General features: G+C 73.0%; 22 protein-coding genes and 1 tRNA gene. 14 read left to right on the top strand and 9 right to left on the bottom strand.

The features are described 5' to 3' along the window. Positions 1-313 precede the first annotated feature (313 nt). Positions 314-2,440 carry a bifunctional phosphatase PAP2/O-acyltransferase family protein gene (locus ABD808_RS03990; protein ID WP_344889845.1) on the top strand — a complete coding sequence of 709 codons (2,127 nt, stop codon included), beginning with the start codon at positions 314-316 and terminating at the stop codon, positions 2,438-2,440. Further along, on the top strand, positions 2,440-3,315 hold the full coding sequence (locus ABD808_RS03995) for a DMT family transporter (protein WP_344889849.1): 876 nt from the start codon (positions 2,440-2,442) through the stop codon (positions 3,313-3,315). The genes ABD808_RS03990 and ABD808_RS03995 overlap by 1 nt, the downstream gene beginning before the upstream one ends. Here ABD808_RS03995 and ABD808_RS04000 read toward each other — a convergent pair. The 4 genes from ABD808_RS04000 to ABD808_RS04015 all read right to left on the bottom strand — a co-directional run bounded on the left by ABD808_RS04000 (position 3,248) and on the right by ABD808_RS04015 (position 6,847). Then, on the bottom strand, positions 3,248-4,555 hold the full coding sequence (locus tag ABD808_RS04000) for an acyltransferase family protein (protein WP_344889853.1): 1,308 nt from the start codon (positions 4,553-4,555) through the stop codon (positions 3,248-3,250). The two genes, ABD808_RS03995 and ABD808_RS04000, sit on opposite strands and share 68 nt — an antisense overlap. Positions 4,556-4,628: 73 nt before the next feature. After that, positions 4,629-5,423: an SAM-dependent methyltransferase gene (locus ABD808_RS04005; protein WP_344889856.1), complete on the bottom strand. Its 795-nt coding sequence runs from the start codon at positions 5,421-5,423 to the stop codon at positions 4,629-4,631. Positions 5,424-5,716: 293 nt separating this feature from the next. Beyond that, positions 5,717-6,355 (bottom strand): GNAT family N-acetyltransferase, encoded by a 639-nt coding sequence (locus tag ABD808_RS04010; RefSeq protein WP_344889861.1) that lies wholly within the window; start codon positions 6,353-6,355, stop codon positions 5,717-5,719. Positions 6,356-6,406: 51 nt separating this feature from the next. After that, positions 6,407-6,847, bottom strand: coding sequence for a hypothetical protein (locus ABD808_RS04015; RefSeq protein WP_344889865.1), 441 nt, complete (start codon positions 6,845-6,847; stop codon positions 6,407-6,409). Between the two features lie 95 nt (positions 6,848-6,942). Between ABD808_RS04015 and ABD808_RS04020 the strand changes: the two genes are divergently transcribed. After that, positions 6,943-7,860 (top strand): phosphotransferase, encoded by a 918-nt coding sequence (locus ABD808_RS04020; RefSeq protein WP_344889868.1) that lies wholly within the window; start codon positions 6,943-6,945, stop codon positions 7,858-7,860. Between the two features lie 6 nt (positions 7,861-7,866). Here ABD808_RS04020 and ABD808_RS04025 read toward each other — a convergent pair whose 3' ends face one another. Together ABD808_RS04025 and ABD808_RS04030 are read right to left on the bottom strand one after the other, a co-directional pair. After that, complete coding sequence (locus tag ABD808_RS04025; RefSeq protein ID WP_344889871.1) at positions 7,867-8,784, bottom strand: anti-sigma factor RsbA family regulatory protein; 918 nt, start codon at positions 8,782-8,784, stop codon at positions 7,867-7,869. Between the two features lie 155 nt (positions 8,785-8,939). Then, positions 8,940-9,149, bottom strand: a complete 210-nt coding sequence (locus tag ABD808_RS04030; protein ID WP_344889875.1) for an HGxxPAAW family protein — start codon at positions 9,147-9,149, stop codon at positions 8,940-8,942. A gap of 143 nt (positions 9,150-9,292) precedes the next feature. Here ABD808_RS04030 and ABD808_RS04035 point away from each other — a divergent pair, with 143 nt between their 5' ends. The 7 genes from ABD808_RS04035 (at position 9,293) to ABD808_RS04065 (ending at position 17,265) form a co-directional block, all read left to right on the top strand. Further along, complete coding sequence (locus ABD808_RS04035) at positions 9,293-11,107, top strand: methylmalonyl-CoA mutase family protein (RefSeq protein ID WP_344889879.1); 1,815 nt, start codon at positions 9,293-9,295, stop codon at positions 11,105-11,107. Continuing rightward, on the top strand, positions 11,104-13,335 hold the full coding sequence (scpA, locus tag ABD808_RS04040) for a methylmalonyl-CoA mutase (RefSeq protein ID WP_344889883.1): 2,232 nt from the start codon (positions 11,104-11,106) through the stop codon (positions 13,333-13,335). Before ABD808_RS04035 ends, scpA begins: the two co-directional genes overlap by 4 nt. An 11-nt stretch (positions 13,336-13,346) precedes the next feature. Next, the gene (gene meaB / locus ABD808_RS04045; RefSeq protein WP_344889888.1) at positions 13,347-14,336 is read left to right on the top strand and encodes a methylmalonyl Co-A mutase-associated GTPase MeaB; all 990 of its coding nucleotides are present in this window, start codon (positions 13,347-13,349) and stop codon (positions 14,334-14,336) included. A gap of 78 nt (positions 14,337-14,414) precedes the next feature. Continuing rightward, positions 14,415-15,395 carry a GNAT family N-acetyltransferase gene (locus ABD808_RS04050; RefSeq protein ID WP_344889892.1) on the top strand — a complete coding sequence of 327 codons (981 nt, stop codon included), beginning with the start codon at positions 14,415-14,417 and terminating at the stop codon, positions 15,393-15,395. Positions 15,396-15,520: 125 nt separating this feature from the next. Next, positions 15,521-15,591, top strand: a tRNA-Asn gene (locus tag ABD808_RS04055). 25 nt (positions 15,592-15,616) lie between these two features. Then, a complete protein-coding gene (locus ABD808_RS04060) occupies positions 15,617-16,057 on the top strand; it encodes an HNH endonuclease (protein ID WP_344889897.1) in 441 nt (146 codons plus the stop codon). Positions 16,058-16,236: 179 nt separating this feature from the next. Further along, positions 16,237-17,265 (top strand): coiled-coil domain-containing protein, encoded by a 1,029-nt coding sequence (locus ABD808_RS04065; RefSeq protein WP_344889901.1) that lies wholly within the window; start codon positions 16,237-16,239, stop codon positions 17,263-17,265. A gap of 4 nt (positions 17,266-17,269) precedes the next feature. Here ABD808_RS04065 and ABD808_RS04070 read toward each other — a convergent pair whose 3' ends face one another. Continuing rightward, positions 17,270-18,325 (bottom strand): Gfo/Idh/MocA family oxidoreductase, encoded by a 1,056-nt coding sequence (locus ABD808_RS04070; RefSeq protein ID WP_344889906.1) that lies wholly within the window; start codon positions 18,323-18,325, stop codon positions 17,270-17,272. Positions 18,326-18,422: 97 nt separating this feature from the next. On the opposite strand from ABD808_RS04070, the gene ABD808_RS04075 reads away from it, so the two are divergent. Together ABD808_RS04075 and ABD808_RS04080 are read left to right on the top strand one after the other, a co-directional pair. Continuing rightward, positions 18,423-20,069, top strand: coding sequence for an NAD(P)/FAD-dependent oxidoreductase (locus ABD808_RS04075; protein WP_344889909.1), 1,647 nt, complete (start codon positions 18,423-18,425; stop codon positions 20,067-20,069). A gap of 50 nt (positions 20,070-20,119) precedes the next feature. Beyond that, a complete protein-coding gene (locus tag ABD808_RS04080) occupies positions 20,120-21,538 on the top strand; it encodes an ATP-binding protein (RefSeq protein WP_344889913.1) in 1,419 nt (472 codons plus the stop codon). On the opposite strand, the gene ABD808_RS04085 is transcribed toward ABD808_RS04080, so the two are convergent. Beyond that, positions 21,532-21,951, bottom strand: coding sequence for a VOC family protein (locus ABD808_RS04085; RefSeq protein WP_344889917.1), 420 nt, complete (start codon positions 21,949-21,951; stop codon positions 21,532-21,534). The genes ABD808_RS04080 and ABD808_RS04085 overlap by 7 nt on opposite strands. 56 nt (positions 21,952-22,007) lie before the next feature. On the opposite strand from ABD808_RS04085, the gene ABD808_RS04090 reads away from it, so the two are divergent. After that, positions 22,008-22,502 (top strand): MarR family winged helix-turn-helix transcriptional regulator, encoded by a 495-nt coding sequence (locus ABD808_RS04090; RefSeq protein ID WP_344889920.1) that lies wholly within the window; start codon positions 22,008-22,010, stop codon positions 22,500-22,502. On the opposite strand, the gene ABD808_RS04095 is transcribed toward ABD808_RS04090, so the two are convergent. After that, positions 22,471-23,265, bottom strand: coding sequence for a class II aldolase/adducin family protein (locus ABD808_RS04095; RefSeq protein ID WP_344889922.1), 795 nt, complete (start codon positions 23,263-23,265; stop codon positions 22,471-22,473). The two genes, ABD808_RS04090 and ABD808_RS04095, sit on opposite strands and share 32 nt — an antisense overlap. Before the next feature lie 225 nt (positions 23,266-23,490). Here ABD808_RS04095 and ABD808_RS04100 point away from each other — a divergent pair, with 225 nt between their 5' ends. Next, a complete protein-coding gene (locus ABD808_RS04100) occupies positions 23,491-23,820 on the top strand; it encodes a DMT family transporter (RefSeq protein WP_344889926.1) in 330 nt (109 codons plus the stop codon). Positions 23,821-23,828 lie beyond the last annotated feature (8 nt).

Genomic DNA, 23,828 nt, shown 5'->3' on the forward strand with positions numbered 1-23,828 from the left:
GTGCGGCGCTGTAGGAGTGGAAGCCGGAGAGCGACGGTGTCCGTGGGTCGCGCGGAGGGGAGCCCGCGCGGCCGCCGCGCCCGCCGGCACCGACGGTGGGCCGGACGGTCCCGCGATGCCAGGGCGGAGCCGCACGACCGCCCGGCCCACCGGCGTTTCCCCCCTCACCTCCGTCTCTCGCGTGTGAACCCTCCCGTCCCGGAGACCGCTCACAGTGCTCGCCGATGAAATAGACCGATCCTGGTCGTTGCTGACGATCACGGGGAAGATGATCGGTAACGGGCGGCGCGACGGATGAGGCGGGAGGGGCGTATTGATCCGATCCGAAGCGGTCGCCGCCGGTGCGGAGGACTCCGGCGGGGGACGGACCGCCGCGGCGGCGCGGGAGGTCGCCGCGGCGCTGACCGTCCTGGTCGTGTACCTGACGTTCACGCACGCCTTCCGGGGGGAACGGGAGGTCAGCGACGCGCACGGGCGGGCGCTGCTCGACGTCCAGCGGTGGGCGCACCTCGACGTCGAGCGGCCCCTCAACGACGTCCTCGTCGAGCACGGCTGGCTCGGCGCGGCCGCTGCCTGGGAGTATGCGACGACGTATGCGATCGGCACGTTCGGCTTCCTCGCGTACCTGTGGTGGCGCAAGAGCCCGGTGTATCCGTGGGCGCGTAACACCCTGATCTGGGTGACGCTCATCGCCATCTGCTTCTTCACCCTCTGGCCGACGACGCCGCCGAGGCTGCTTCCGGACGAGGGGTACACCGACGTCATCGCGCAACACCATCCGCCCGCGACGTGGGGGTCGGGCGTGGTGTCGGCGGGCGCCAATCCCTACGCGGCGATGCCCAGCCTGCACATCGGATGGGTCACCTGGATCGGGGTGGCCGCCGTGCGCGCCCGGTGCGGAACGTTCTTCACGTGGCTGTGCGGCCTGCACCTGGTCGTGACGGGACTGGTCATCATCGCCACCGCCGCCCACTATCTCGTCGACATTCCCGCCGGGATGCTGCTCGTCCCGGCCGCCGCGGGCGTGGAACGGCTTCGTGCCGGGCTGGTGCAAGGGCGTCGTGGGCCCGGCCTTGTCCCCGCCCCGCGTTCCGGACAGCCCGGACAGCCCGAGCGGCCGGTGCGGCGGGAGCAGCGGGTCGCCGCCGCCGACGCCTTCTTCTTGCACGTCGAGAGTGACCGCGTCCCGCAGGTCGTCGGCGGGGTCGCCGAATTCGCCGGGCCCGGACCGTCGACCGAGCGGCTGCGGGCGCTCATGGCCGAACGGCTGCCGCGTCTGCCGCGCCTCACGCAGCGGATCCGTCCGGCCGGGCGGTTCCGGCGGGCCCGCTGGGCCGACGCGGACCGGATCGACCTCGACTGGCATGTCCGCGAGATCGACCTCCCCGAACCCGGTGGGCGCCGCGCGCTCGACGCGCTCGTGGCCCGGCTCGTCGCCGAACCGCTCGACCACGACCGGCCCCTGTGGCGGTTCTGGCTCGTCCGGGGCGGATCGGACGGCCCCGACGCCGTCGTGATCCTCCTCCACCACGCCATCGCGGACGGCATCGGCGTCGTCGACATCCTGCGCGGCGTCCTGGAGCCCCGGCTCCCGGACGCGGAGCCCGGACGGAGCCCCGGACGGTTCACGCGCGCCGCCGCCGTCCTGCCCGGCCTTGTCCTGCTCGGCCTGGACGGGACGGCGCCGACCGTCTCCATCACCGGCGAGCTGGGCCCGGGACGCGCCTTCGGGACGGCCACACTGCCCCTCGACCAGGTCAGGGACACCGCGCGGGCGGCGGGCGTCCGCGTCACCGACGTGCTGCTCGTCCTGGTCGGCGAGGTCTTCGCCGACGTGCTGGCCCGGCGCGGCGAACGGGCGGACGGCCGGGCCCTGCGCGCCGCCGTCCCGATGACGCTGCGCGCCCCGGCCCCGCCCGGCCGGGGCCGCACCGCCGTCCCCGGGAACCTGACGGCCGCGCTACGGCTGGACGTCCCCGCCGACCCGATGCCCGTCCGGGAGCGGCTCGCGGCCCTGCACCGGTCGGCGGAGCGGCGCCGCAGGTCAGGGCGGGCGGTGGCGAGCACCGCCGTGCTCACCCTGATCGGCCTGCTGCCGCCGCGCCTGCACGCCCGCGCCGCGCGCGGCACCTACCGGGGCCGGTTCTTCGGGGGCATCGTGTCGAACATGCCCGGTCCGGCGGTGCCGATGACGCTGGCGGGCGCGCCGCTCGGGCTCGTCCACCCGATCCTGCCGCTCGCGGACGGCGTGCCGTTCGCCGTCGGCGCGCTGAGCTGGGACGGCGCGCTGCACATCGCGGTGACCGCCGAGCCGGGGCTGCTGCCGGAGGCGGCCGCGTTCCCCGCCGGGATGGTCCGGGCGTTCGAGGAGCTGTCGGCCGGTCTCGGCACCAGCGGCGCCAGCGGCAGCGGCGGCGGCGCGCGGACCGGGGCGCCCTGATGGCGTGGTCGGCCGGGTTCAGCCTGCTCGCCGCCTTCCTGTTCGCCGGGGCCGCGACGCTCCAGTACCGCGCGGCCAGGCGCGCCGTCCGGGGCGGCTCTGACGCGACCGCCGCGCACGGGCTGCTGCGGCGCCTGGTCCGCGACCCGGTGTGGCTGACGGGCTGGGCGGTGAACCTCGCCGGGTTCTGCGCGCAGGCCATCGCGCTGCACTTCGGCTCGACCGCGCTCGTCCAGCCGCTGCTGGTCACCCAGCTCGTCTTCACGATCGTGCTCGGCACGGTCGGCACGGGCCGCCGTCCCGCCCGGATGGACCTGCTCGGCGCGGTCGCCGTGTCGGCGGGGCTCGCCGTCCTGTTCACCGTGCCGGGCGCGATCCCGCCGGAGGGGGAACCGTCCCGGCCCCGGCTGTTCCTCGCCGGGCTGATCGGCGTGCCGGTGATCGTCGTGCTGTCGCGCGCGGCGTGGCTGCGCCGGGGCCCGGTCCGGGCCGCGCTCCTCGGCGTCTGCTCCGGCCTGTTCTTCGCCGCGACCGCCGTGCTGATCAAACTGACGACCGCCGACCTCGTCGACCGGGGCGTCGCCGCCACCGCCGTCGACTGGCCCGGGTACGCGCTCGCCGGGAGCACGTTGCTCGGGCTGATCCTGGAGCAGCGGGCGTTCGCCGCCGGGTCGCTGCCCGCCGCGATGACCGCGATGACCATGACGAATCCCATCGCGTCCTACCTGATCGCGGTGCTGGCCTTCCACACGCTGCCGCCCCGGACGGCGTCGGCGTTCGTCGCCGTGTCGGCCACGGCCCTGCTGCTCACCGCGGGGGTGTCGCTGCTGTCGCGGTCCGCGGCCGCCGCCCGGCCGCACGAGGCCGCGCCGTGAGGCGGCGTCCGAGCCGCTGGGCGGGCCGTTCGACGTAGCGGTACCCCAGCCCGGCGGCGCCGAGAACGCCCGCGACCAGTACGACCCCCCACATCAGCCGCACGGGGACGGGGAGCGTGCCCGAATGACGCCCGGCCGCGTACCAGACCACCTGGACGACCAGTGGATGCAGTAGATACGTCGAATAGCTGACCAGCCCCGCCCAGACGAGGGCGCGCGGCATGGGACGGTCGCGCAGCACCAGCCCGGCGAGGAAGGTCAGCCACGCGGCCGCCACGGCGATCGACCAGTCGAGGCCGAGCGGGTTCGGGTTGGCGTGCAGGGCCAGGGACGTCGGCGACCGCAGGCCCGCGAACAGCGTGAACGCGGCGACGACCACGACCGTCGCGACGGCGGGACGGGGTCGCAGCCGCCCGTCCTGGACGCCGCGCACGGCCGTCCCGGCGAACATCGTGGCGATGACGCACAGGCTCTCGATGGCCCCGATCCGGCTGTTCAGGACGAGCAGCCCCAGCGCCAACGCCGCCACGACCGCGACCCCCGCGCGCCGGATCCCGCGCCGCCGCGCGGCCATCGCGGCGAGCCCGGCCGCAAGCAGCAGCGCGGCGGCGAGGACCGTCCCGCCCGGCCACCGCGACGCCAGCAGCGCGGACGGCAGCGCGACGCCCAGCATCGCCGCGCCCACCCCGAACCCGAGCGCCACCCGGGCGCTGGAGCGGTGCACGCCCGCGACGAACATGGCGGTCACGAGCAGGTAGAACACCATCTCGTAGGACAGCGTCCAGTACACGTTGACGGCGTTGGGAACGCCGAGCAGATCCTGCAACATCGTCACGTGCGCGAGGGCCGACATCCACGGCCGGTCGCCCAACGCGGCGGGCAACCCGTACGACATCCCGGCCGCGCCGAGCAGCAGCGCGAGACCCGCCGACACGAACCAGGCGGGATACAGCCGGAACACCCGCCCCACCCAGAACCGCCGGACGCTCGCGTGCCGCTCCAGCGAGAACGGCACGACATAGCCGCTGACCAGGAAGAACACGAAGACCCCGTACCGGCCGAAGTCGAACCAGGGACTCGCCGTCCGGCGCACCTCGGGCAGCAGCACGTCCAGGGAGTGCTCGAACACCACGACCAGGGCCGCGACGCCGCGCAGGGCGTCCAGCCAGTCCATCCGGGACGACTCGCGCGGACGGGAGGCGATCCGGGCTTCCGGGGCAGTCAGGGTCTTCACCGGCATCCGGGCCACCCTAGGGGCGGCGGGGCGGGTCGGCTCAACTCGGTGTGACGAGAGCCACACGGAGACGGACGGGTCAGCGCACCCCGACGGCCCCGTACATGACCGGCTCATGGCCGGGACGGAACGTCCCGCCGCGCGGCCAGGACGTGAGCGGGATCACTCCCGGCGAGAGCGGCCGGAACGGCCCGAGGAGCCGCGCGACCTCGACGGCCCCGCGCGGGATCAGCGGGACCGTCGCCGACTCCAGGTAGAGCCGCGCCGCCTCGGTGACGGCGTCCGGCGCGAAGTCGGCCGTGGCGTGCGAGACGATCACGGCGCTGCCGGGCGCGGCGGCGGCCGTGAGGGCGGCGACCCGGTCGGCGGCGCCGGGCAGGAAGTGCAGGACGGACGAGAACACCAGCGCGACGGGCTCCGCCGGGTCGATGAGGCGCCGCACCTCGGGGCTGTCCAGGACGGCGCCCGGGTCGCGGATGTCGGCCCGCAGCGCCGCGACGTTGCCGCCGTCCATCAGCAGCGCCCGCGCGTGCGCGATCACGAGCGGGTCGTCGTCGACGTAGACGACGCGGGCGCCGGTCGCGTGCCGGGCGGCCAGGTCGTGCAGGTTCCCGGACGTGGGCAGCCCGCAGCCGAGGTCGAGGAACTGCCGGACGCCCCGTCCCGCGACCTGTTTGACCGCCCCGGCGAGGAACTCGCGGGCGGCGCGCGCCGCGTTCGCCGACTGCGGCAGGACCGCCAGGAGCCGCCGTCCGAGGTCACGGTCGGCGGCGTAGTTGTCCTTGCCGCCGAGGAGATAGTCCTGGACCCGCGCGGGACCGGGTCTGTGCAGGGCGAGCCGCGTCCCCGGCGCCCGCTCGCCGACCGTCGTCATGTCGTGGTCACCTGTCGCCTTCACGAAGAGAAGTGCGGGGCGTGGCTCGTCCTCGACGCTAGGCGGCCAATGTCGCCGAAAGGTTGAGCCCACCCGGGACCCACCCGAAAGCGCCCCGTCCCATGGCCGGATGGGGCCAGCCCCGTTTACGGCCGCCGACGCCACCACCATTGGTGATCAGGAACAGGACGGGAGAACGGCGGCGGACGCGTCCCGCCACCCCCTATCAACAAATGGCCGTTTGCGGCCATGACAACGACTTAACGGAATGGCCGAATCCTTGTCGGATCCGCTCAGCCGCCGCCCTGCCCGGGCTCCCGCCACATGAGCCAGACCGGCGGCGCGCCCTTCCCGGGCAACGCCAGTTCCCGCGTCACCTTGAAGCCGAACCGCTCGTAGTACGGGACGTTCCGCTCCTTGGAACTCTCCAGGTAGGCGGGGATCCCTGCGGCGTCGCAGCGGTCGAGCCGCGACCGCAGCAGGGCGCCGCCCAGCCCGTTGCCCTGCGCCGGGGGATCGGCGCCGATGACGGCGAGATACCAGTGCGGCTCCCTGGGATGGTGCTTCTCGATCACGCTGAGCGTGCGCAACGAGGTGGGCATGCGTGCCCCGAGAACCCGCAGCAGCGGGACGACCTGGGCGGCCTGCACCCGCGCCGGGACGCGCCAGTGACCGGGCGGCGACCACAGCGCCGCCGCCTCCGTCCGGGTGCCGCGTCCCGCCGCCTCCGTGCCGTCGTGCCGCAGATGCACCCGGCGCAGCATGATCTCGAACACCCCGGTCAGGCGCCGGACGCGGGACGCCTCGTCCGGCACCAGCCACGCCCACAGCGGGTCGTCGTCGAAGGCGCGCCCGAGCACGGCGGCCATCGCGGCGGCGTCGTCCGCCCCGGCGGCACGGACCGCCAAGGACGGCTGGGATTCGAGTGTCATGCGCGGCCTCCCGAAGAACCCGCCGATCTTCACCGGCCGCGCGGCCACCCGTCAAGAGCGGTGGCGTTCCTCGCGGGAGCGGGCGAGCTCCTCCAGGACGAGGGCGGAGCCGATGCCGAGAAGCCAGGAGTCCTTGGCGAGCGGGATGCCCTGCTGGGTGGGCCGCAGCCCGCCCGGTTCCCGCATCCCGGGCAGTCGCAGGTACAGCCCGGCCAGCCCGCCGGAGAACGCGGTCAGCGCCGCGCCCGCGACGAGCGACGGCACCACCGGGATCATCAGCGCGGCCCCCAGCGCCACCTCGACCGTCCCAAGGCTACGGGTGAAGCTCCGCGGATCCTGCGACCCCAGGAACGGGTACGCGGCCGTGGCCGTGCCGTGGGTCTGCTCGGCCACCTCGTCCCCGCCCTTGAGCTTCGACAGCCCCGAGTTCAGGACGAACGCCCCCACGATCAGCCTGGCGGGCATCTGGTGACCACGGGCCAGAAAACGCATCGTTCCTCATAACCGTCGGAGTGATCGGGCGCAGACGTTCATTCCCGTCGTCAGCCCCCTACACCTCCCACCCGAGTCAAGTACCGTTGACCAGCGTGACCACGGAATGGATCCCGGAACGCGAGGTCACCGCCGAACAGGCCACCCACCTGATCGGCGCCAGATTCCACGACCTGCGCGGCGCCCCGGTGCGACTCCTCGCGACCGGCTGGGACAACACGGTCTTCCTAGTCGGCGAAGAGTGGGCGTTCCGTTTCCCTCGGCGCCAGATCGCCGTTCCAGGGGTCGAACGCGAGATCGCGACACTGCCGCTCCTGGCCCCGCGACTGCCGCTGCCGATCCCCGAACCGCGTTACATCGGCGAGCCGTCCGCCGACTTCCCCTGGCCGTTCTGGGGCGCGCGCCTGATCCCGGGCCACGAGTTCGCCGCCGTCCGCCCGCCGGACGAACACCGAACCGCCATCGCCACCGAAACAGGCGCCTTCCTACGGACTCTGCACGACCCGGCCCTTGCCCGTGCCGTAGGTTTCACGCTGCCCTTCGACCCCATGCGGCGCGCCGACACCCCGTCCCGCGCCGCGAAGACGTCCACCCGCCTGGCCACCCTCGCCCGCCTGGGGCTGTGGCAGCCCGACCCGACCGTGGACGCCTTCCTCGCCATGGCCCGCGACCAGCCCCCACCCGCAGGCGACCCGGTGGTCGTCCACGGAGACCTCCACGCCCGCCACCTCCTCCTCGCCCCGGACGGACGCGCCGCCGGAGTGATCGACTGGGGCGACGTATGCCTGGCCGACCCAGCGGTGGACCTGTCCCTCGCCTACGCCGCCTTTACCGGCGCGGCCAGAAAAGCGTTCCTCACGGAATACGGCCCGGTCCCACCCGCCCGCGAGACCGCCGCCCGAACTCTGGCCCTCAACCTCACCGCGACTCTTGCCGAATATGCCGCAGAAACCGCCCGCCCCAGCCTTCTGGCGGAGTCTCTGACCAGCCTCCACCGCGCCGTCACCGACTAAGCCCGATCACCCTCGGAAAAACACGCGCACCGCTGTGCCTTCGGGGCCGGTGTGCATGCGTACGAGGTCGGCCAGGTGGTTCACCATCAGGATGCCTCGGCCGCCGTGGGGGCTCATGTCGGCGGGACGGCGTCCGGCCAGGGGGTCGGTGATTATGCCGGTGTCGCGGACTTCGCACACGACCTGGCCGTCTTCGGACCACATGCGGATGGTGCCCGCGCCGCCGCCGTGGAGGCAGGAGTTGGCGGCCAGTTCGTTCGCGGCGAGTTCGAGGTCGCCAACGGCGTGCGGAGCGAGGCCGAGGTGCGTCGCCCAGCGGGTGACGAACTCGCGGACGCGGGGCAGCGCGTCCAGATCGAAGGTCATCTCGACGGCGTCGGAGGGCTCGGGCAACGGACGGTTGTAGGCGCGGATGATCCGGTCGGGCGCGTAGTCGCCGCTGGCCCGTTCGCCGTCGTGGTCGATCACGACGGGGTGGGTGGCGCGGGCGTCGGCGATCACGACGTCGTCCAGCGCGGACACGTCGTAGGGGCACAGGATCGACACGTCACGGCCCTGGAACGCCAGGTTGATCAGCGCCTCGTGCTGGGCGCAGGCCGGGTACTCGGTGGCGGACCGGCCGGGCCATATCGGCTCGCCGATGATCCGGACGCGCCCGGTGGTGTGCCGGTCGGCGAAGGCGCGCAGGACGCCGGGGATGATGCGGCCCGGGTTGCGGCCCGCCTCGGACATGTCCAGCCAGGACACGTCCGCCGCCGCGCGGCCCACGGCGGCGCGCAGGACGGTCAGGCGGTCGCCGGGCACCGCGACGGCGACGGGTTCGCCCGCCGCGCGGCCCGCCCGGATGAACGGCACGGTGCCCGCGAGGTACTCGGCGTCGTCGCGGTAGAAGAGGGCCGGGTGGGCGAACGCGTCGCGCGTCATGGTGCCCGGCCCCCCGGGCCTGGGGCTCATCGCGCGGTCGCTCCGATCAGGACGGTGGTCATGTGCAGGGGTGACATGAACGATAGTCAACCCGTCGATTACCCGCACATGACCGCCGAAAAACGGGCGAAGGCCCTGAACTTACGGTTTGTCGGTCACTGCCGGGGGTCGTCGGCGACCACGTCGGTCATGATGTCGACGGCCAGCGCGATGATCCCGCCGATCACCGCCAGCGCAGCGCCCGCCCCGAACACGACCCATTCCGGCCCGGAGACGATGCCGACGCCGCCGACGACGAAACCGGCGAAGATGATGGACACCGCGACCCATGACTTGGGGCGCCCGGCGTGGCTGCCAGTCGACATGCGTTTCGTCTTCCCTCTGCAAGGTTCCGGTGGGGGCTGTCTCTGATGGAGTACGACGCCGAACTCTAGCAACGCCCAGCGCTGTCGGCTGTTTTGGGACCCGCTTTAGAGCGGCATTCGGGTTCTCGCCTACGATCCGGGACATGACGGTGCCGTCTGAGGAACTCGAACTGGCCGCCGCCTTCCCCCCGGCGGAGCGCGACCGGTGGCGGGAGATGGTCAAAGGGGTGCTGCGCAAGTCCGGCGCGGCGACCGAGGACACGCCCCTCGACGAGATCGAAGGGCTGCTGACCCGCGAATCGTACGACGGGGTGCCGATCGCCCCGCTCTACACCCGGGAGGACGCGCCGCCGGGCCGCCCCGGGCTCGCTCCGTACGTCCGCGAGGTCCGGCCGGACGGTGAGGGCATCGCCGGGTGGGACGTCCGGCAGCTCAACACGCATGCCGACGCCGCCACCGCCACGCGCGAGGCGATCCTCGCCGACCTGGAGAACGGCGCGACGTCCATCTGGTTGCGGCTCGACGACGCCGCAGCGCTGCCGGAGGTGCTGAACGGCGTCCTGCTCGACCTCGCGCCCGTCGTCCTGGACGCCGGTGCCCTGGCCACGGCCGTCGCGGAAGCCTTCCTCGCCCTGGCCGCCGAGCGCGGGAACGCGGCGGACGTGTCCGGCAACCTGGGCGCCGACCCGCTCGGCCTCGCCGCTCGCACCGGCACGCTCGGCTCGCTGGACGAGGCCGCCGCGCTGGCCGTGCGGTGCGCCCGTGAGTTCCCGAGGCTCCGCGCGGTCGTCGCCGACGGCACCCCCTACCACGACGCGGGCGGCTCGGACGCCGAGGAGCTGGGCGCGGCGGTCGCGGCGGGCGTCGCCTACCTGCGTGCCCTCACCGGCGCCGGGCTGGGCGTGGACGAGGCGTTCGCGCGGATCGAGTTCCGCCTCGCCGCCGGGGCCGACCAGTTCGCCACGATCGCCAAGGTCCGCGCCGCCCGGCGGCTGTGGAGCCGGGTCGCCGAGGTCAGCGGTGCCGCCGACGGGACGGCGGCGCGGATCCACGCGGTGACGTCGTCGGCGATGATGACGCGCCGCGACCCGTGGGTGAACCTGCTGCGCACCACCGTCGCCGCGTTCGCCGCCGGGGTCGGTGGCGCGGACGCCGTCACCGTCCAGCCGTTCGACGCCCGCCTCGGGTTGCCGGACGCCTTCGCCCGCCGCATCGCCCGCAACACCCAGACGCTGCTGTTGGAGGAATCGAGCCTGGCCCGCGTCGTCGACCCGGCGGGCGGCTCCTGGTACGTCGAGAGCCTCACCGAGGGCCTCGCCCGAGCCACCTGGGCGTGGTTCACCGACATCGAGAAGGCCGGGGGGCTCGCCGCCGCCCTCGACTCCGGCCTGGTCGCCGACCGGGTCGCGGCGACCTGGGCGCGGCGCCGCCGGGACATCGCGTGCCGCAAGGCCAAGATCACCGGTGTCAGCGAGTTCGCCGACCCGGGCGAGACGCTCCCGGCGCGCACACCCGCGCCACCGGCACCCGGTGGGGGGCTGCCCGTCGTCCACTACGCCCAGGACTTCGAGGCCCACCGGGACCGCTCCGACGCGCACGCCGAGGCCACCGGCACCCGGCCCCGCGTCTTCCTGGCGACGCTCGGGCCCGTCGCCGTCCACACGGCGCGGGCATCGTTCGCCGCGAACCTGTTCCAGGCGGGCGGCGTCGAGACGGTCACCGGCGCCCCCGAGGAGTTCGCGGCGTCCGGGACGACCGTCGTATGCCTGTGCTCCAGTGACGAGCTGTACCGGGAGCGTGCCACGGAGGCGGCGCGAGCCCTGCGTGACGCGGGCGCGGTGAAGGTGTGGCTCGCGGGGAAGGGAACCTATGAGGGGGTCGACGCCACGGTGTACGCGGGATGCGACGCGATCGACGCGCTGGAGACCACCCTCCGCGACCTGGGAGTGAACGGATGATTCCCGACTTCAGCGACATCGACCTCGGGTCGGCGCCCGCCGCCGACGAGGCGGCCAAGCGGTGGCGCGCCGCCGCCCTCGAAGGCGCCACCGAGGGCACGGACCCCGCCCAAACTCCGGCCGCCCAGACCTGGGACACCCCGGAGGGCATCGGCGTCAAACCCCTCTACACCGGAGACGACCTGGCCGGGCTCGACTTCCTCGACACCTACCCGGGCATCGCGCCGTTCCTGCGCGGCCCGTACCCGGCGATGTACGCGACGCGGCCGTGGACGATCCGCCAGTACGCCGGGTTCTCCACCGCCGAGGAGTCCAACGCGTTCTACCGCCGCAACCTCGCCGCAGGGCAAAAGGGCCTGTCGGTCGCGTTCGACCTGGCGACCCACCGCGGCTACGACTCCGACCATCCGCGCGTGTCCGGCGACGTCGGGATGGCGGGGGTCGCGATCGACTCCATCTACGACATGCGGCAGCTCTTCGACGGCATCCCGCTGGACCGGATGAGCGTGTCGATGACCATGAACGGCGCCGTGCTGCCCGTCCTCGCGCTCTACATCGCCGCCGCCGAGGAGCAGGGCGTGCCGCCGGAGGCGCTCGCGGGGACGATCCAGAACGACATCCTCAAGGAGTTCATGGTCCGCAACACCTACATCTACCCGCCGCGACCGTCCATGCGGATCATCTCCGACATCTTCGCGTTCACCTCGCGGCGGATGCCGAAGTACAACTCCATCTCGATCTCCGGCTACCACATCCAGGAGGCCGGGGCGACCGCCGACCTGGAGCTGGCCTACACCCTCGCCGACGGCGTCGAGTACATCCGCGCCGGGCGCGAGGCGGGCCTGGACATCGACGCCTTCGCGCCCCGCCTGTCGTTCTTCTGGGCCGTCGGGATGAACTTCTTCATGGAGGTCGCCAAGCTCCGCGCCGCGCGCCTTCTCTGGGCGAAGCTCGTGAAGACCTTCGACCCGAAGAACCCGAAGTCGCTGTCGCTGCGGACGCACTGCCAGACGTCCGGCTGGTCGCTGACCGCGCAGGACGCCTACAACAACGTCGCCCGCACGTGCATCGAGGCGATGGCGGCGACGCAGGGCCACACCCAGTCGCTGCACACCAACGCGCTGGACGAGGCCCTCGCCCTCCCCACCGACTTCTCGGCCCGTATCGCCCGCAACACGCAGCTGCTCCTCCAGCAGGAGTCCGGAACGACCCGGACCATCGACCCGTGGGGCGGCAGCGCCTACGTCGAACGCCTCACCCACGACCTCGCGCGCCGCGCCTGGGGTCACATCACCGAGGTCGAGGAGGCGGGCGGCATGGCCAGGGCCATCGACGAGGGCCTGCCGAAGCTGCGGATCGAGGAGGCAGCCGCGCGCACCCAGGCCCGCATCGACTCCGGCCGCCAGCCCGTCATCGGCGTCAACAAGTACCGGCCCGACACCGAGCAGGAGATCGACGTCCTCAAGGTCGACAACGCGTCGGTCCGCGCGCAGCAGATCGAGAAGCTGCGGCGCCTGCGGGAGGAGCGCGACGAGCCCGCCGCGCTGTCCGCGCTGGACGCGTTGACCCGCGCCGCCGAGGCCGCCGAGGACGGCACCCGCCCGTCCGACCTGGACCACAACCTGCTCGCCCTCGCCATTGACGCCGCCCGCGCCAAAGCCACCGTCGGCGAGATCTCCGGGGCGCTGGAACGGGCGTACGGGCGGCACGCCGCGCAGATCCGTACGATCTCCGGTGTGTACCGGGAGGAGGCGGGACGGGTGACCGTCATCGAGAAGGCCCGCGCGGCGACCGCCGGGTTCGAGGAGGCCGAGGGCCGCCGCCCCCGCATCCTCGTCGCCAAGATGGGCCAGGACGGCCACGACCGCGGCCAGAAGGTGATCGCGACCGGCTTCGCCGACCTCGGCTTCGACGTCGACGTGGGCCCGCTGTTCCAGACCCCCGCCGAGGTCGCCCGGCAGGCGGTCGAGGCCGACGTGCACATCGTCGGCGTCAACTCCCTCGCCGCGGGCCACCTCACGCTGGTGCCCGCGCTGCGCGCCGAGCTCGCCGACCTCGGCCGCGCCGACATCATGATCGTCGTCGGCGGCGTCATCCCGCCGGGGGACTTCGAGGAGCTGCGCGCCGCCGGGGCCGCCGCGATCTTCCCGCCGGGCACGGTGCTCGCCGACGCCGCGATCGGGTTGCTGGACGAGCTGACCGCGAGACTGGGCCACCCCGCGCGGTGAACACTGGAACCGTGAACACGGGGGACACGGGGCTGGACGACTACGCGGCCGGGGTGCGGGACGGTTCACGAGCGTGGATCGCGCGGGCGATCACACTCGTCGAGTCGACCAGACCCGACCACCGGGAGCTGGCGCAGCGGCTGCTGGTCGAGCTGACCCCGCACGCCGGGAACGCCCGCCGCGTCGGGATCACCGGCGTGCCGGGCGTCGGGAAGTCCACGTTCATCGACGCGCTCGGCACCCGGCTGACCCGCGCCGGGCACAGGGTCGCCGTCCTCGCCGTCGACCCGTCGTCCACCCGGACGGGCGGCAGCATCCTCGGCGACAAGACCCGCATGCAGAGTCTCGCCGCCGACCCGGACGCCTTCATCCGCCCGTCGCCCACCGCCGGGACGCTCGGCGGGGTCGCCAAGGCCACCCGCGAGGCGATGGTCGTCATGGAGGCCGCCGGATACGACATCGTCATGGTCGAGACCGTCGGCGTTGGCCAGTCGGAGACGACCGTCGCCGAGATGGTCGACACGTTCCTGTTCCTCACCCTCGCCCGCACCGGCGACCAGCTCCAGGGCATCAAGAAGGGCGTCCTGGAGCTGGCCGACGTCATCGCGGTCAACAAGGCCGACGGCGAGCACCAGCTGGAGGCCAAGCGCGCCGCCCGGGAGCTGTCGGGCGCGCTGCGGCTGCTGCGCGGCGACGAGCGCCGGGACACGCCCGTCCTGACGTGCAGCGCCAGGGAGGGCACCGGGCTGGACGCGGTGTGGACGCGCCTCTCCGACCACCACGACCGGCTCGTCGAGTCCGGGGAGCTTGAGGCCAGGCGCCGTCGCCAGCAGGTCGGCTGGACGTGGGCGATGGTCCGCGAGCGGCTGCTCGGCGACCTGCACGCCGATCCCGAGGTCCGCCGGTTGACGCCCGGGCTGGAACGGGAGGTCGCGGACGGCACGCTCACGCCCGCCCTCGCCGCCGAACGCATCCTGGACGCGTTCCAGCGCGGCCGCTGACCCGTGTTCCCTGCGACCGAAACCCCGCGTTGGCCGGGGTCCCGGTCGCGCCGCGCGGCGATCAGGTACAACAGTCGAATGGACGTCATCGCGATCGATGATCCGACGGACGCGCAGATCCGGGGGTGGCACGAGGTGCTCACCGCCGTCCACGCCGCCGGTCCCGCCGGGGACCCGGCGCCCGATCCGGGGCACACCGCGCGCGGGCTGCGCGGCGCCGAGCCGGGCTCGCGGCGGCGGCTGTGGGCGGTCGCCGACGGCGACCGGCTGGCCGGGGTGGCCGCGGTCCGGCTGCCCGGCGAGTCCGGCGCCGGACGTCCCGGCGAGGTCGACATCCAGGTCCGGCCGCCGCTGCGCCGCCGCGGGATCGGCGGGCTGCTGCTGGCGGCCGCCGCCGACGGGTTGCGCGCCGACGGCCGCACCAGCGTGATCGCGCAGGTCCTCGCGGGCACCCCCGCCGTGCCGTTCCTGGAGTCGCACGGCTTCGAATGCGTCCTGTCGCTGCGCGGGATGGTGCTGCACGTGGCCGACGTCCCGCCCGACCTGCCCGCGCGGCTCCTCGCCGACGGGCCCGCCGGGTACCGGCTCGTCCGCTGGCGGGGCGTGGTGCCGGACGAGCACGCCGCCGCCCTCGCCCGCGCCAAGCACGCCATGGCCGACTTCGCCGAGTACGAGGGCGAGCCGTGGGACGCCCGCCGCGTCCGCGAGACCGAGGAGGTCGTGGCCGAGCGCGGCGACGACCTGTACACGGTCGCGGCGCTGTCGGGCGACGTCGTCGCCGGGTTCACCGAGGTCGTCGTGCCGCACGGCGCCGCCGGGCGCGCCGCCCAGTACGACACCGCCGTCGTGCCCGAGCATCGCGGCAGGCGCATCGGCATCTGGGTGAAGGCCGCGATGCTCCAGTGGTTGGTGGCCGACCGACCCGACGTCCGCGAGATCGAGACCGACAACTCCGGCGACAACGCGCACATGCTCGCCGTCAACGAGGAACTCGGCTTCCGGGTCGAACGCGAGTCGATGGAATACCAGGCGGCCGTCGCCGCCCTGCCCGCCCGCTGAGCGGCGCCCTTCCCGCGTCCTGGACGGGCCCGGCGGCGCGAAAATGCGTTGCTCGGGCGCCCGCGCGTCGGCAGTCTTATGGAGGCTTCCGGGAAATGCCCGGAAGCCGACAATTGCCGGAGCATTTCCTCGTAGTTCAACGGCAGAACGCCGCACCGTTAATGCGGTTATCCAGGTTCGAATCCTGGCGGGGGAGCGGCACGGGCCAGGGAGGTGACCCGGTGAACGTGCTCGTCCTGAACGCGTCGTACGAGCCACTGCAGAAGGTGGATCTGCGGCACGCCATCCGCATGCTGGTGCGCGAGGTGGCGGTCGTGGAGGAGGCCGAGGAGGGCCGTACCTTCGGCAGCTACCCCGTTCCGCGCGTGCTGCGTCTCGTCCGGTACGTCGCGATGCGCTGGCGGCACGGCAGGCGCCCGCCGTGGACGAAACGGGGCGTCTACCTGCGCGACCGGGGCCGCTGCTGCTACTGCGGCGGGCGCGGCGACACCATCGACCACGTCCACCCGCAGTCGCGCGGCGGCGGCGACACCTGGGAGAACACCGTCCTGGCGTGTGGGCGGTGCAACAACCGCAAGGGTGACCTGACGGTCGCCCAGGCGGGGCTTCGGCTGCGTTCCGCGCCGCGCGTCCCGCGTTGGGACGAACTCGTCGGACTATGACGGGGGCCGATTCGGGGGCCGGACCGCCATCGGGCGGTACCGGCCCCCGAATCGTGTTCGCCGCATGACCCCGACGTAGCCTGCGGGTCACTCTGTGTGGTTTTGTAAAGCTATGAGGCTAAATAGGTGATTGTGGTAGCGTGCGGCCAATCCTGAGCTTTGTTATCTAGGAGTGATCTGTGGCGGCCCTCGACCCCCACGCCGCACCACCGCACCGCTCGCCCTTCGGCTCGCGCGGGCGTGGGGCGGCACGGCGTCTCGCGGCGCTCGCCCTCGCGGCGGGCCTCACGGCGATGGTCCTCCCGGCGTCCGGAAGCGCCGCGAGCCTCCCGCAGGAACCGAAGGACCTGAAGAAGAAATACGCGGAACTCCAGAAGCGCGCCGAGAAGCTGTCGAAGGACTATCGCGGCGAACTCGTCACTCTCGAAGAGACGAAGAAGGCCGCCGAGAAGGCCGCCGCCGACGCCGCCAAGTCCGAACGGGAGTACCGCGCCGCGCGCGCCGACATCGCGCGGCTCGCGTCCGGCGCGTACATGACCGGACGCCTCGGCGTCGTCCCGATGATCACCGCGACCGAGCCGGGGACCGCCGTCCACGACGCCGCCGTCGTCGAGCACATCAGCCGCAACAACGGCCGCCGCCTCCAGAACCTCCAGGTGCTGAACGCCAAGGCCACGAAGTCGCAGGACGAGGCCACGAAGAAACTTGACGCGGTCAAGAAGGAGATCGAGGACCTGGAAGGTCAGCGCGCCCGCGTCAAGAAGCTGCTGGCCAAGTACAAGCCCGAGGTCACCAAGACGCAGGTGGGAAGCGGCCGTCCGGACGGGGCGAGCGGTACCAAGTCGCCGATCGTCGGGAACTCGATGACCGCGCGGATGCGCACGGCGCTGCTGGAGATCGACGGCAAGTTCGGCCCGTTCCCGACCATCGGCTGCTCACGCCCCGGCGACCCGCAGGACCACGGCTCGGGCCGCGCCTGCGACTTCATGGAGAGCACCGGCGGGAAGATGCCGAGCGCGTCCGCCAAGGCGCACGGCGACAGCGTCGCCCAGTTCGTCATCAACAACGCGTCCCGTCTCGGCATCAAGTACGTCATCTGGCGCCAGCGGATCTACGACATGCGCGGCAGCGGCGGCTGGCGGGCGATGGAGGACCGCGGCAGCGTCACCCAGAACCACTACGACCACGTGCACGTGTCGGTGCTCTGACCGGTCAGCCCTCGTCGAGGTGGACGACGGTGTGCTCGGCGGCGGAGCGGGCGGCCGCCTCGATCACCTCCAGCCCGCGGATCGCGTCGGCGAGCCGCACCGGCGCGGGCCCGTCGCCGCTGAGGGCGCGCGCCACGGCCGCGTAGAAGTCGTGGTAGGCGCCCGGCGCGGTCGGCTCGGGACGCTCGTCGCCGGGGTTGCCGACCAGCCCGTACGCCTCGGGCGGCGCGATGCCGTAGCCGGGGTCCTTCGGGGTGAGGCCCGCGTGGAGCTGCGCCTCCTGCACGTCCATCCCGGACACCGTGTACGACGCGCGGCTCCCCAGCACCCGGAACCTCGGGCCGAGGTGCGCGGCGGTCGCGCTCGTCCACAGATGGGAGCGGACGCCGCCGGGATGGGACAGCGCCACGAACACGTCGTCGGGGGCGGTCGCGTCCGGACGGCGAGTCACGACCTCCGCGTACACCGAGTCGGGACGCCCGAACAGCGTGACCGCCTGGTCGATGAGGTGCGTGCCGAGGTCGAACAGGAGGCCACCCGCGTCGCGCGGGTCGGTGCTCTGCTTCCAGCTCGGCCTGACCTCGGGCCGCCAGCGCTCGAACCGCGACTCGAACCGCTGGACCTGGCCGAGCGCGTCCGTGGCGACCAGCCGCGCCGCCGTGAGGAAGTCGCCGTCCCAGCGGCGGTTGTGGAACGGGAACACCGGCAGGCCGCGGACGGCGCTCAGCGCCGCCAGCGACCGGGCGTCCGCCGCGGAGGCCGCGACGGGTTTGTCCACCACGACGGGAAGGCCCGAGGTCAGCGCCGTCCTGGCCAGCGGGACGTGCTGCCGGTTCGGCGCGGCGACCACCACCAGGTCGTAGTCGCCGGACGCGCCCCACAGCCGGTCCGGGCCGTCGACGACCTCGGTCTCCGGGTAGCGCTCCTTGACGGCGCGCCCCCGGTCCTCGTCGCCGGTGACGACCGCGGCGAGCCGCATCCCGGGCACGGACGAGATCAGCGGCGCGTGGAACACCGAGCCGCCGGTGCCGTATCCGATCAGTGCGACGCGCAGGTCCATGCCCTGATGATGACCGATGCGGCGGAGGCGCGCGGGACCCGGGGGGCGACGGCGTCGTAGGCTTTTGTCCAGGGAAGTACAGCGATGAGGGGGCCCGTTGTCCAAACCAGTGCTTCTGACGGTCGACGACGACCCGGGCGTGTCCCGGGCCGTGGCGCGCGACCTGCGGCGCAGGTACGCCGGGTCGTACCGGATCGTGCGCGCCGAGTCCGGCCGGCAGGCGCTGGACACGCTGAGCGAGCTGCGGCTGCGCGGCGAGGACACCGCCGTGATGCTCGCCGACCACCGGATGCCCGAGATGAACGGCGTCGAGTTCCTCGAACGCGCGATGGACCTGTACCCGTACGCGCGCCGCGTCCTGCTCACGGCCTACGCCGACACCGACGCCGCGATCCGCGCGATCAACGTGGTCGACCTGGACCACTACATGCTCAAGCCCTGGGACCCGCCGGACGAGAAGTTCTACCCGGTGATCGACGCGCAGCTCGACGCCTGGGCGCGCACCGACCGGCGCCCGCCGGGGGAGCTGCGGGTCGTCGGGCACCGTTGGTCGGCGCGATGTTACGAGGTCCGCGACTTCCTGGCCCGCCACCAGGTGCCCTACCGCTGGCTGATGGACGGCGACCCGGAGGGCGCCGAGCTGGTCACCGCGGCGAACGCCGCCGAGCTGCCGCTGATCGTGACCGCGGACGGGACGGCGCTGTGCACCCCGTCCGACGCCGAGCTGGCGTCCGCGATCGGGCTGTCGACCAGCCCGTCCACCGGGTTCTACGACCTGATCGTCGTGGGCGGCGGGCCGTCCGGGCTGGGTGCCGCCGTGTACGGCGCGTCGGAGGGCCTGAACACCGTCGTGGTGGAGCGCCGCGCCCTCGGCGGCCAGGCCGGGCAGAGCTCCCGCATCGAGAACTACCTCGGCTTCCCCGACGGGGTGACCGGCGCGCAGCTCGCCGACCGGGCCCGCCGCCAGGCCGACCGGTTCGGCGCCGAGCTGCTCCAGGCCGGGGAGGTCACCGCGCTGGAGTCGCGCGGCACGGCCCGCGTCGCCCGGCTGTCGGACGGCACGGAGATCGCCGCGCACGCCGTCATCCTCGCGACCGGCGTGTCCTACCGCCGCCTCAACGCCGAGGGCGTCGACGACTTCGTCGGACGCGGCGTCTACTACGGGGCCGCGCTCACCGAGGCGCCGTCCTGCAAGGACGAGGAGGTCGCCGTCGTCGGCGGCGCGAACTCCGCCGGGCAGGCCGCCGTCCACCTCGCCAAGTACGCCAGGAAGGTGCACATCATCGTCCGGGCGGACGGCCTGGAGCGGTCGATGTCGCACTACCTGGTCGAGCAGATCGCCGAGACCCCGAACATCGAGGTGCACACCGGCAAGACGATCTGCGCGGCGGAGGGCGCCGACCGGCTGGAGCGGCTCACGTTCGCGTGGCCGGGCGGAAAGAAGACGATCGACGCGCACTGGCTGTTCGTGTTCATCGGCGCCGAGCCGGGCACGGACTGGCTCGGCGGGTACGTCGAGCGCGACCCGCGCGGCTACGTGCTGACGGGCCCCGACCTGGTCGCCGGTGGACGGCGACCCGCCGGGTGGCCGCTGGCCCGCCAGCCCTACCACCTGGAGACGAGCGTCCCGGGGGTGTTCGCGGCGGGCGACGTCCGGTCGGAGTCGATGAAGCGCGTCGCGTCCGCGGTCGGCGACGGCGCCATGGCCGTCGCGCTGGTTCATCGGTATTTGGAGCAGGCATGAGCGAAGCGAACCCGGGGGGTGTGGGGGGTCGCCCCCCACAAGGAGCAGGCATGAACACGGTATCGCCGGAGGAGCTGCGGGAGCTGTTCCTCTTCGAGGACCTCGACGACGACAAGCTGGCGTGGCTGGCCGAGCACGGGACGGCCGAGATCGTCCCCGCGGGCAACGCGATCTGCGAGCAGGGCGAGGCGGCCGAGTTCCTGTACGTGCTGCTGGACGGCGAGATGGCGATGTCCACGAACGTCCGGGGCCATGTCGTCGAGGTGGTGCGGACGGCCCGTCCCGGCACCTATGGCGGCGCCGTCCAGGCGTACCTGGGCGAGCAGATCGAGCAGATCTACCACCACACGCTCCGTGCCGTCCGCGACTGCCGGATGTTCGTGCTTCCGGCCCGCAAGTTCGGCAAGGCCGTCCGCAAGTGGTTCCCGATGGCCGCGCACCTGCTGGAGGGCGTGTTCTTCGGGATGACCAACAACCGGCGGGTCATCGACCAGCGGGAGCGGCTCACCGCGCTCGGCACGATCACCGCCGGGCTCACCCACGAGCTGAACAACCCGGCCGCGGCGGCGGCACGGGCCAGCACCGAGCTGGGCGACCGGCTGGTCGGCGCGCAGCAGAGCCTCGCCGACCTCGCCGCGCAGGGCGTCGACTGCACGCATCTGAGCGCGCTCGTCGCGCTGCGCCCGGCGCTCCAGCCGAAGGCGGCGCGGCGCAGCCCCCTGGAGGTCAGCGACGCCGAGGACGAGCTGGGCGACTGGCTGGAGGAGCACGGCGTCGACGACGCCTGGGAGCTCGCGCCCGGCCTGGTCGGCGCCGGGATCGGCGTCGAGCAGGCCGAGGAGGTCGCGGCGGCGGCGGGCGAGCATCTGCCGGGCGCCATGCGCTGGCTGGCGGAGGTGATGGAGGTCGCCCAGCTCCAGTCGGAGATCTCCGAGGCGATGGGCCGCATCACCGCCCTGCTGGACTCGGCGCGCCAGTACTCCCAGCTCGACCGCGCCGACCACCAGGTCGCCGACCTGCGCGAACTGCTCGACAGCACGCTCACCATGCTGAAGCGCAAGATCGGCGCGGACGTGACGGTGAAGACCGACTACGACGCGGGACTGCCGCCCGTTCCGGTCTTCGCGGCGGAGTTGAACCAGGTGTGGACGAACCTGATCGTGAACGCCCTGTACGCGATGCAGGGGTCGGGCACCCTCACGATCCGCACCGGCCGCGAGAACGACCACGCGGTCGTGGAGATCGGCGACACCGGCGTGGGCATCCCCGAGGAGAACCTCGACCGGATCTTCACGCCGTTCTTCACCACGAAACCGGTCGGCCAGGGCACCGGCCTCGGCCTGGACATCTCGTGGCGCATCGTCGCCGACCGGCACCACGGCGACATCCGCGTCGAGTCGCTGCCAGGCGACACCCGCTTCCAGGTGCTGCTGCCGATCACTGAGGCCACGGGCTCCGGGGATCAGTAGGTCTGGAGTTCCAGCAGGGTGCCCTCGGGGGCGCGCAGATGCGCCGTGCGCATCGTCGGCCCCCAGTCGGGCCGGTCTGTCGGGGCGGCGACCTCGACCGCGCCGAGCCCGGCGAGGGTCTTGGCGGCCGCGTCGACGTCGTCGACGCGGAACACGAGCATGGCCCGCTGCCGTCCGGACGCGGTCGGCGGGGCCCCCGCGCCCGCCGCCGCGTCGTCCGCCACGGTCGCGTCCAGCCGGGCGCCGCCCATCACGGCCAGCACGCCCTCGCCTTGGAAGTCCCAGCTGGCGTACTCGGCCTCGGGGACGAACCGGGCCGGTTCGACGCCGAGCAGGGCGCGCAGCGCCGCCTCGTAGAACCGGGCGGTGGGCTCGAAGTCGTCCACCAGCAGGCGCGGATACAGCGCGTCCATGCGTCCCCCTAATCGTGGGTGTACACCAATGATTGGTGGAACCCTACAATATCGGGATGGACGAGACCGCGGGGCCGCTGCCGCCCCGGCTCTTGGCGATCACCACGTTCGCGACGGCCCAGGTCGGACGCGTCGGACGCGCGGCGATGGGCCGCATGATGGACGAGCACGGTCTCGGCCTGTGGCACTTCGCCGTCCTCGCCGCGCTGGACGACTCGGCGCCCGCCTCGCAGCGCGAACTCGGCGCCCGGCTGCGCATCGACCCGAGCGACCTGGTGGAGGTCGTCGGACGGCTGGAGGCGGCCGGGCTGGTCCGGCGCGAGCGTGACCCGTCCGACCGCCGCCGCTACGTGGTGGAGCCGACGCCGGAGGGCCGGGCGCTGCTCGACGAGGTGTCCCGCCGCGCCACCGACCTCGACGACCGCCTGCTCGAACCCCTCACCCCGGCGGACCGGGCCGCCTTCGAACGGATCGTCCGGGTCCTGCTGACCCACCACGACCCGCGGGCGCGTGCGGCGCCTACTCGAACAGGTCCGGCTGTTCCCGGGTGATCTGGTCGTACAGGGGCTGGTAGTTGATCCAGCCGACCAGGTCGTTGCCGATCTGCTCGTGGGTCAGGACGGCGTTGTCGTGCCCGATGGGGACGACCTGCCCGGCGGCCTGCGCGAGGAGTTGCACCTGGCACGAGCGTTCCATCGTGATGAACCACCAGGCGGCCGCGTCGACGGTGTCGCCGACGGTGAGCAGGCCGTGGTTGCGCAGGATGACGGCCTTGGTCCCGCCGAGGGCGGCGGCGATGCGCTTGCCCTCCTCCAGGTCGGTGACGACGCCGGTGTAGTCGTCGAACAGGCCGTGGTCCTGGTAGAAGGCGCAGACGTCCTGCGTGATCGGCTCCAGTTTCCGTCCCAGCGCGGCCATCGCCCGCCCGTGGGTGGAGTGGCTGTGCGCGGCGGCCACGACGCCCGGCCGGGCCTGGTGCACCTGCGAGTGGATCGCGAACGCGGCCTCGTTGACGGGGTAGCGGCCCTCGACGACCTTGCCCTCGTGGTTCACCAGGATCAGGTCGCTGACCCTGACGTGCTTGAACGACACCCCGAACGGGTTGACCCAGAAGTGGTCGGCGCGCTCGGGGTCGCGGGCCGTGATGTGCCCGGCCACGCCCTCCTCGAAGCCGAACTTACCGAACAGGCGCAGCGCGGCGGCGAGACGCTCCTTGCGGTGCGCGCGCTCGTCCGCGACGTCGTCGAACGTCGGCGGCAGCTTGAAGATCAGGTCGGTGGGCAGCTTCTCCAGGAACTCGTCCTCGTCGGACATCGGTCACTCCTCGGGTCAACTGGCTCCAGGGAACACCATGACCGGGCGATCCGGCTAGAGAGGAACGATCCAGGCCCCGGGACGCCCGCGGGCACGGCATCATGATCTGGGGGACGTTCCGGTCAGGGGACGTCCGGGGACGAGAACGGAGCGGCCGGTGCCCGAATCGAGAATCGGCACCCAGCGCCACGCCTCGGCGTACGGTGAGGCTGGGGAGGGTCGCTGATGCCGTTCGTGCTGCTCGTGTTCGCGATCGCCTTCGAGGTCACCGCGACGCTGTCGATGCGGGCCTCCGAGGGGTTCACCAAACTCTGGCCGTCGCTGCTGGTCGTGGCCGGGTACCTGATCTCGTTCGTGTTCATGGCGAAGGCGTTGACGTCGCTGAACGTCGGGCCCGTCTACGCGATCTGGTCGGCGCTCGGCACGATCGGCGCGTTCGTCGGCGGCGTGCTGCTGTTCGACGAGCCCGTCCGGCCGTTCGCCATCGTCGGCGCGGTGATCATCGTGGTGGGCGTGGTCGTGATGAACATCGGCGGGGGAGTGCACCAGGGCTGACCGGCGCC

Source organism: Actinomadura meridiana (genome assembly GCF_039537545.1).
Taxonomy (GTDB): domain Bacteria; phylum Actinomycetota; class Actinomycetes; order Streptosporangiales; family Streptosporangiaceae; genus Spirillospora; species Spirillospora meridiana.